Source organism: Pedobacter sp. UBA5917, from assembly GCF_002432345.1.
Classification (GTDB): Bacteria; Bacteroidota; Bacteroidia; order Sphingobacteriales; family Sphingobacteriaceae; genus Pedobacter.
Map to the genome: position 1 here is coordinate 1 of NZ_DJDT01000146.1, position 7,799 is coordinate 7,799.

Annotated in this window: 6 protein-coding genes; 5 read left to right on the forward strand and 1 reads right to left on the reverse strand. The window is 42.1% G+C overall.

Going from position 1 to position 7,799, the window contains the following annotated elements; all coding sequences use genetic code 11:
* Positions 1 to 98: 98 nt before the first annotated feature.
* The gene (gene fabF / locus B2V92_RS08705) at positions 99 to 1,349 is read left to right on the forward strand and encodes a beta-ketoacyl-ACP synthase II (protein WP_293306927.1); all 1,251 of its coding nucleotides are present in this window, start codon (positions 99 to 101) and stop codon (positions 1,347 to 1,349) included.
* A 258-nt stretch (positions 1,350 to 1,607) separates the two neighbouring features.
* On the opposite strand, the gene B2V92_RS08710 is transcribed toward fabF, so the two are convergent.
* Positions 1,608 to 2,258 carry a YceH family protein gene (locus tag B2V92_RS08710; protein WP_293306929.1) on the reverse strand — a complete coding sequence of 217 codons (651 nt, stop codon included), beginning with the start codon at positions 2,256 to 2,258 and terminating at the stop codon, positions 1,608 to 1,610.
* Between the two features lie 175 nt (positions 2,259 to 2,433).
* Here B2V92_RS08710 and B2V92_RS08715 point away from each other — a divergent pair, with 175 nt between their 5' ends.
* From B2V92_RS08715 to B2V92_RS08730, 4 genes are all read left to right on the forward strand, one after another.
* A complete protein-coding gene (locus B2V92_RS08715) occupies positions 2,434 to 3,057 on the forward strand; it encodes a (2Fe-2S)-binding protein (protein WP_293306931.1) in 624 nt (207 codons plus the stop codon).
* A gap of 14 nt (positions 3,058 to 3,071) precedes the next feature.
* Positions 3,072 to 4,037 carry an FAD binding domain-containing protein gene (locus B2V92_RS08720; RefSeq protein WP_293306933.1) on the forward strand — a complete coding sequence of 322 codons (966 nt, stop codon included), beginning with the start codon at positions 3,072 to 3,074 and terminating at the stop codon, positions 4,035 to 4,037.
* Between the two features lie 2 nt (positions 4,038 to 4,039).
* Positions 4,040 to 6,163 (forward strand): xanthine dehydrogenase family protein molybdopterin-binding subunit, encoded by a 2,124-nt coding sequence (locus tag B2V92_RS08725; RefSeq protein ID WP_293306935.1) that lies wholly within the window; start codon positions 4,040 to 4,042, stop codon positions 6,161 to 6,163.
* 374 nt (positions 6,164 to 6,537) lie between these two features.
* A complete protein-coding gene (locus tag B2V92_RS08730) occupies positions 6,538 to 7,584 on the forward strand; it encodes an NAD(P)-dependent alcohol dehydrogenase (protein WP_293306936.1) in 1,047 nt (348 codons plus the stop codon).
* The last annotated feature ends 215 nt before the right edge of the window (positions 7,585 to 7,799 follow it).

Genomic DNA, 7,799 nt, shown 5'->3' on the forward strand with positions numbered 1-7,799 from the left:
AGGAATGCTTACTTTCGCGGCAATAAGTGTAAAAAACCCAAATGATCGGCCATATTACATGGGCTGATCATTTGGGCTTAGTGACTAAAAAAAATAAAATGAAAAGAGTAGTAGTTACAGGTTTAGGTGCTATAACCCCGCTTGGCAATACTGTTGAGCAATTTTGGCAACAGATTTTAGCTGGTAAAAGTGGCATTGGCCCCATTACAAAATTTGATTCAAGCAAATTTAAAACGCAATTTGCAGGTGAAGTAAAGGATTTTAATCCTGAAGAATACCTGGAGAAAAAAGAAATTAAAAAGTACGATCTTTTTACGCAGTATGCAATCGGCTCGAGTGATCAGGCAATAAAAGATGCCGGATTGGACTTCACTGCGATGAATGATGACCAACTTGCAGAAGTTGGGGTGATCTGGGCAACCGGAAACGGTGGTATCGGTACTTTTGAATCGCAGTTGGAAGAGTTTCATGCCGGAGACGGAACACCAAGGTTCAATCCTTATTTCATTCCGAAAATGATCGTTGATATTGCTGCCGGAGCTATTTCTATCCGTCATAAACTACGCGGACCAAATTATTGCACGGTTTCGGCCTGTGCCTCATCAAACACTGCAATTATCAATGCATTTGATACCATCCGTTTAGGAAAAGCAAGTGTAATGATTGCCGGAGGCTCGGAAGCTGCTTTAACCAAATCATCGGTTGGTGGGTTTAATGCTGCACAGGCTTTATCTAAAAATAATGCTGATCCACAGGGGGCTTCAAAGCCTTTTGATAAAGATAGAGATGGTTTCGTAATGAGCGAAGGTGCCGGAGCTTTGGTTTTGGAAGAACTGGAACATGCTTTACAGCGTGGCGCACATATTTATGCTGAAATTATTGGTGGTGGAATGGCGGCTGATGCCTATCACTTAACCGGAACACCTCCGGACGGTATCGGTGCTACGTTAGGTATGAAAAATGCACTGAAAGACGCTAATATCACTGCTGATAAAATAGATTACATCAACGCACACGCTACTTCAACCGGTTTGGGTGATTTAAGTGAATTGAATGGTATCAACGCTGTTTTTAATGGCTTGCCAGTAGTAATCGGTGCTACAAAATCGATGACAGGACACTTATTGGGTGCTGCAGGTGCCATTGAAAGCTTGATCAGTGTACTTTCGATCAGGGATAATGTGATTCCTCCAACCATTAATACAAAAAACCTTGACGAAAATATTCCGAAAGGATTAAATATTATACTGGGCGAACCGATTAAAAAAGAAATCAATTATGTTTTAAATAACACTTTTGGTTTCGGTGGACATACTGCAAGTACGATTTTTAAAAAGTACGAAGCCTAATTAGGTTTAAAGATTAAAGTGATTTACTGGTCTTAGCGTCTCGCTAAGACCTTTTTTATTTTTTTGCCACGGAGGCACGGAAGAAAAGGGTCATCATTGCGAGGCACGAAGCAATCTTAATGCGAACGCGAGGTAGCGATCGTTTTAAGATTGCTTTCCCGAAATCGGGACAGGCTCTCGGCTGAAAAAGCCTCATCGCAATGACGGAGTTTGTTTAGGGTGGTAAACCAATAAACCAATGCCCAATGACTATTGAACCTACTTATCCATCAACAAATTCACCAGTTCTTTCAGTTCCTCTACTTCTAATTCCAGTTTTTCGATACGGTTTTCCAGTTCGGTGGCATCAAAAGCTGGTGCTGCAATGGTTTCAGTTTCTGTTTCGTTGGCGATTTCTGCCTGCTCGCCCAAAAGGTGAACAAAACGGGCTTCTTTCTGTCCGGCTTTTTTAGCCAGTTGCTTTACAAAAGCAGGTTCATCATCCGATAGTTTTTGAAGCTGCTCCTGCACTTCTTCAATGCTTTCAAATTCGTATAAACGGCCCGAGTTGCTGTTGATTTCTCCAGGGGTTAATGGTCCGCGTAAAAGTAAAAGACAGATAATGGCCAGTTCTGAAGGTAATAACGGGTAAGCTATCGCCAGGTTGTGTTTATATTTTGTGGCACGGCTCGATCCTCCTGTAGCGGTTGAGATCAGGCCTTTTATTTTAAGCTGATTTAAAGTAAGGGTAATGGTTTCCTCATCGTAATTTACCACCGGATTTCTCGAGCTTTTTTGATTACAGGCAGCTGTTAAGCTGTTTAAAGTCATCGGATAATAATCGGGCGTAGTGCGGCTTTTTTCTATTAAAGCGCCTAAAACGCGTTGTTCTTCAGCAGATAAATCGGGTAGTGGTTTTACATTGTCCATTTTATAAAAATATAAATTGGATGAACATTCTGGAAATTATTTTGTTAATGATTTATTTTCAATAAGTTATCTGAAATATTACTCTGTAGAACAATTCTAAATTTCTGATTTACTACCATTTGAACGCCGGAATGACGAACTTAGAAGAACATCCTAAAGCTAATCACATCCAAATATGAAACCTTCTGATCAAAAGCCGAATCAGGGCGATAGCAGACGCGATTTCCTTAAAAAAAGTTCCGTAATTACGGCCATTGCCCTTACACCGGGGATTGCAGTTAAAGCAGCCGAAAATAACGCCGATGAACGTTTTGCCGAACTTTTCGAGAAAATCCCGCTAAACCTTACCGTAAATAATAAAGCATATAAAGCATCAGTTGAGCCGAGGGTAACCCTTTTGGATTACCTGCGCGAAGAGTTGCATTTAACCGGAACCAAAAAAGGTTGCGACCACGGTCAGTGCGGTGCCTGCACCGTGCATGTTGATGGACAGAGGGTAAATTCGTGTTTAAGCCTAGCGGTGATGAACGAAGGAAAGAAAATTACCACGATAGAAGGTTTGGCCGATGGAGATACATTACATCCGATGCAAGCCGCATTTATTAAACATGATGGTTTTCAATGTGGTTATTGCACATCCGGACAGATCATGTCGGCTGTGGCCTGCATCCGTGAAGGGCATACCAGCTCGAGGGCCGAAATCAGCGAGTATATGAGCGGAAACATCTGTAGATGTGGTGCTTACCCCAATATTGTTGATGCCATTGTGGATGTAAAGGAAGGGGGCGCAACGGTATGATCAATTTTCAATATTTGAGAACAACCTCGGCCAAATCGGCCATTGCTTTATTGCTAAAAGATAAAAATGCAAAATTTTTGGCCGGTGGCACCAATCTGATCGACCTGATGAAGAGAGGGGTTACCGCACCCGATAAACTGATTGATATTAACCATGTTCCTCTAAAACAGATCGAACAGATTGGAAATAAAATCCACATTGGTGCTTTGGCTACCAATACCGCAGTTGCAGATCATGCTTTGATCAAAGAAAAACTGCCACTGCTTTCGTGGGCTTTACAGGCAGGTGCATCGGCACAGTTACGGAATGTAGCTACTGTTGGCGGGAATATGATGCAGCGCACGCGTTGTGGTTATTTTTATGATACCGAAATGCCATGCAATAAACGCCAGCCCGGTACAGGTTGTGGTGCAATGGAAGGTTTTAACCGAATGCACGCCATTTTCGGTACTTCCGAAAAATGCATTGCCGTACACCCAAGCGATATGTGTGTAGCCCTAACTGCTTTAGATGCTGAAGTGGTGTTGGCCAATAGCAAAGGCGAGCGTAAAATGGCTTTTAAAGATTTTCATCGCCTGGTAGGAGATACGCCTCAGCTAGACAATAACCTAAAGGCAGATGAAATGATTATCCGCGTGGAAATCCCTGTGAATCATCTTGCCAAAAACTACCATTATTTAAAAGTACGCGATCGTGCCTCCTATGCTTTTGCACTGGTTTCGGTAGCAGCAGCGTTTGAGATCAATAACAATAAAATTACCGATATCCGTTTAGCTATGGGCGGTGTGGCGCATAAACCATGGCGTTTAACGGCATCCGAAAATTTCCTTAAGGGAAAAGAAGCTACTTTATCGAATTTCGAACAGGCGGCAGAATTAGCCATGACGGGTGCCAAGGGTTTTGGCGAAAACAATTTTAAGCTTAAACTGGCTCCCAATACAATTATCGAGGCGTTGAATCTTGCAAAATCGAAAGCTTAGTTATGGAAAAACGCATGTTAAAAGAAGATACAGACCGTGTAGATGGGATTTTAAAAGTTACCGGGCAGGCTAAATATTTTGCAGAATACGAACTTCCTGGCTTAACTTATGGTGTATTGGTAACCAGTACCATCACCAAAGGGAAAATTACCGGATTGGATACCAAAGCAGCGGAAAATGCACCGGGGGTAATTGCTGTGGTTTCGCATTTAAATAAACCGTCTGCAACTGCTTACGAGCAGGAAGGTGGTCCGCAAATGAAGATTTTTTATACTGATAAAATCTTTTACAACGGACAGCCAATTGCTATTGTGGTGGCTAATACTTTCGAAAGGGCAACTTATGCTGCTTCGCTGGTAAAAGCAACTTATGCGAAAGAAGAATTCAATACGGATTTTGCCAAGGCTTTAAAAGATCCAAAAGCAAAGAAACTACAAGGGCAGGCCGATTATAAACGTGGTATAGAAAATGCCTATAAAACAGCAGAAGTAAAACTCGAAGAGCGTTATTTTTTGCCCATAGAAACGCATAACCCAATGGAGCTGCACGGCATTATTGCCGATTGGCGTCCGAATAACCAGGTTACCGTTTATGCGAAAACCCAGGGTGTAAAATCAACCCAGGGTACCATTGCTAATGTTTTTAAAATCCCGGTTGAAAATATACAGGTAAACTCGGAATTTGTTGGCGGTGGCTTCGGTATGGCTTTACGTACCTGGCCATTGGAAATTGCAACTGTAATGGCTTCTAAACATATTGGTAAACCGGTAAAAGTGGTGATTACGCGGGCACAGATGTTTACTATGGTAGGCAATAGGCCAGCAGCAATACAAACAATAGGTTTGGGAGCAGATAAGGATGGTAAATTAACCGGTATTACACACCGTGCTTATGGCGAAACCTCTACTTATGAGAACTTTACCGAAGGTGTGGTGAATATGGCGAAGTTTATGTATCAATGTGATAATGTAAATACTTCTTATGCCATTGTACCAGTTGATCTTGGTGTACCGATCTGGATGCGCGGCCCCGGGGAGGCTACAGGAGCTTTTGCTTTAGAAAGTGCTATCGATGAAATGGCGCATGCTTTAGATATGGACCCACTCGATTTCAGGATCAAGAACGACCCTGAAGCCGATCAACAGAAAAATAAACCTTTTTCTAGCAAAAATATCAAAGAAGCCTATAAAATTGGTGCTGAAAAAATAGGCTGGAATAACCGGAAAAACAAACCGGGCAGCCTCGTTGAAGGACCGTGGCAAACCGGTTATGGTGTAAGTGTTGGCGTATTTAATGCCAACAGGGGGAAGGCCAGTGTTAAGGGTGTTTTAAAGGCCGATGGATCTTTGCTTTTACAGAGTGCAACAAGCGATATTGGCCCTGGAACGGGTACCGGTATGACTTTAATCGCCAATAAACTGATGAAAATCCCGGTAAATAAAATTACTTTCGAATTGGGCGATTCTTTTTTGCCTCCTGCGCCAAGTCAGGGTGGTTCGGCAACTTTATCTACCGTTGGATCGGCTGTAAATGATGTTTGTGTAGCCTTAAAATCGGCCATTGCCGAGCTCGCAGCAAATTCAAATATGGACACAACCGCTAGTTTTGTTGAGGTATTAAAAAAGAATAACCTACCTGCTATAGAGGTTACAAAAGAGAGTCAGGGCGGAAAAGAAAAGGATAATTATTCGATGTATTCTTTTTCGATCCACTTTGTGCAGGTAAAGGTTCATGCGTTAACCGGTGTGGTAAAAGTGAGTAAAATCGTTTCTGTAGGCGATTCGGGTACTATTGTGAGTCCGAAAACGGCCCGGAGCCAGATGCTGGGAGGTGCTGTTGGTGGCATTGGTATGGCCTTAACTGAAGAATCGGTTATCGATCACCGTTATGGACGCTACATCAACAACAACTTTGCCGATTACCATGTTCCGGTAAATGCCGATGTACCCGAAGTGGATGTGAACTTTATCAATAAGCCCGATCCTTATATTAACCCGATGGGCGCAAAAGGAATGGGCGAAATTGCGTTGATCGGTTTTTCTGCGGCAGTAGCTAATGCAGTTTTTAATGCTACAGGGAAAAGGATCAGAACCTTACCGATTACGCCAGATAAGGTGTTGGCCTAAAATTAGTTTAGACCTCGCAGGTTTTTAAAGCCTGCGGGATCTGCGTAGAATTGATTTTACGCCTGCGTTCGTTTCCAAACGAGTGCATAAATAGTTATACGATTCTATCGTTTTATAAACGATAAATTATTCAACACTCGTTAGAAACGAGCGTTAGCAACTTTTATCGCGGTAAGAAATCTATTTTATGCGCATTATAAATGCACCTTTCGATAATCCTCGTTACAAACGAGGACTATAAATTAGTTTAGACCTATCAGGTTTTCAAAACCTGATAAGTTTGTAATTGCAACAATATGGCACCTGCCGAAATGAACCCGCGCTGACAAAGCGTAGTACTTAATCTTCTAGCTTTGAACAAAATTTAAATATATATGATAGCTGCAAAAGGATACGCTGTTCACAGCCAAACCGATAAATTGGCTCCATGGAATTTCGATAGAAGGAACGTTGGACCGAAAGATGTATTAATTGAAATTTTATTTAGCGGTATATGCCATTCTGATATCCACCAGGTAAGGAGCGAATGGGGACCGGCAAGGTATCCGATGGTGCCAGGACATGAAATTGTTGGCCGCATTACCGAAGTTGGCTCGCAGGTTACCAAGTTTAAAGTAGGCGAGCTGGCAGGTATCGGCTGTATGGTTGATAGCTGTAAAGAATGCCCGACCTGTAGGGGCGGTCAGCAGCAATTTTGCGAAAAAGGAGAAACTGTTTGGACCTACAACAGTGTAGAGCGCGATAAAACTACACCAACTTACGGTGGTTATTCGAACAAAATTGTTTGTACCGAAGAATTTGTGGTACATGTTTCAGATAAATTGCCTTTGGCAGGTGTTGCTCCTTTATTATGCGCCGGTATTACCACTTATTCGCCCATCAAACGTTGGGGAATTACAAAAGGACATAAAGTTGCGGTTTTAGGTTTAGGTGGTTTAGGCCACATGGCTGTTAAATTTGCAGTTGCCTTTGGTGCCGAAGTAACAGTTTTAAGTACTTCGCCTTCAAAAGAAGCCGATGCCAGAAATTTAGGCGCACATAACTTCGTCATTACCAAAGACCCTGAACAGTTAAAACAATACGCCAAACATTTCGATTTTATTATCGATTCGGTATCTGCACCGCACGATTATGAAATGTATTTCAAATTGTTGAATGTAAATGGAGTACATATCTGTGTGGGGATACCTGCAGAGCCGATTAAATTTCCGGGCTCTGGTTTAATGCACGGTAACCGTGTTTTAACCGCTTCGAGCATTGGTGGGATTGAAGAAACACAGGAAATGCTTGATTTCTGTGCCGCACACGATATTGTTTCGGATGTGGAGGTGATTAACATCAATTATGTAAACGAAGCTTATGAACGCGTACTGAACAGTGATGTGAAATACCGTTTCGTAATTGATATGGATACGATATAATACTTTAAACCATCATTGCGAGAAGGCTTTTTCAGCCGACGAAGCAATCTATTACGCAGATTAATAGCAATCGTTGTTAGATTGCTTCGTCGTTCCTCCTCGTAATGACGATCAATTATATAGTAAAAAAAGCGTCCAGATTTTTATATCTGAACGCTTTTTTTGTTTAAAAAGGCCGTCATCTCGACTGAAACGTAGTGGAATGGAGATCCTTC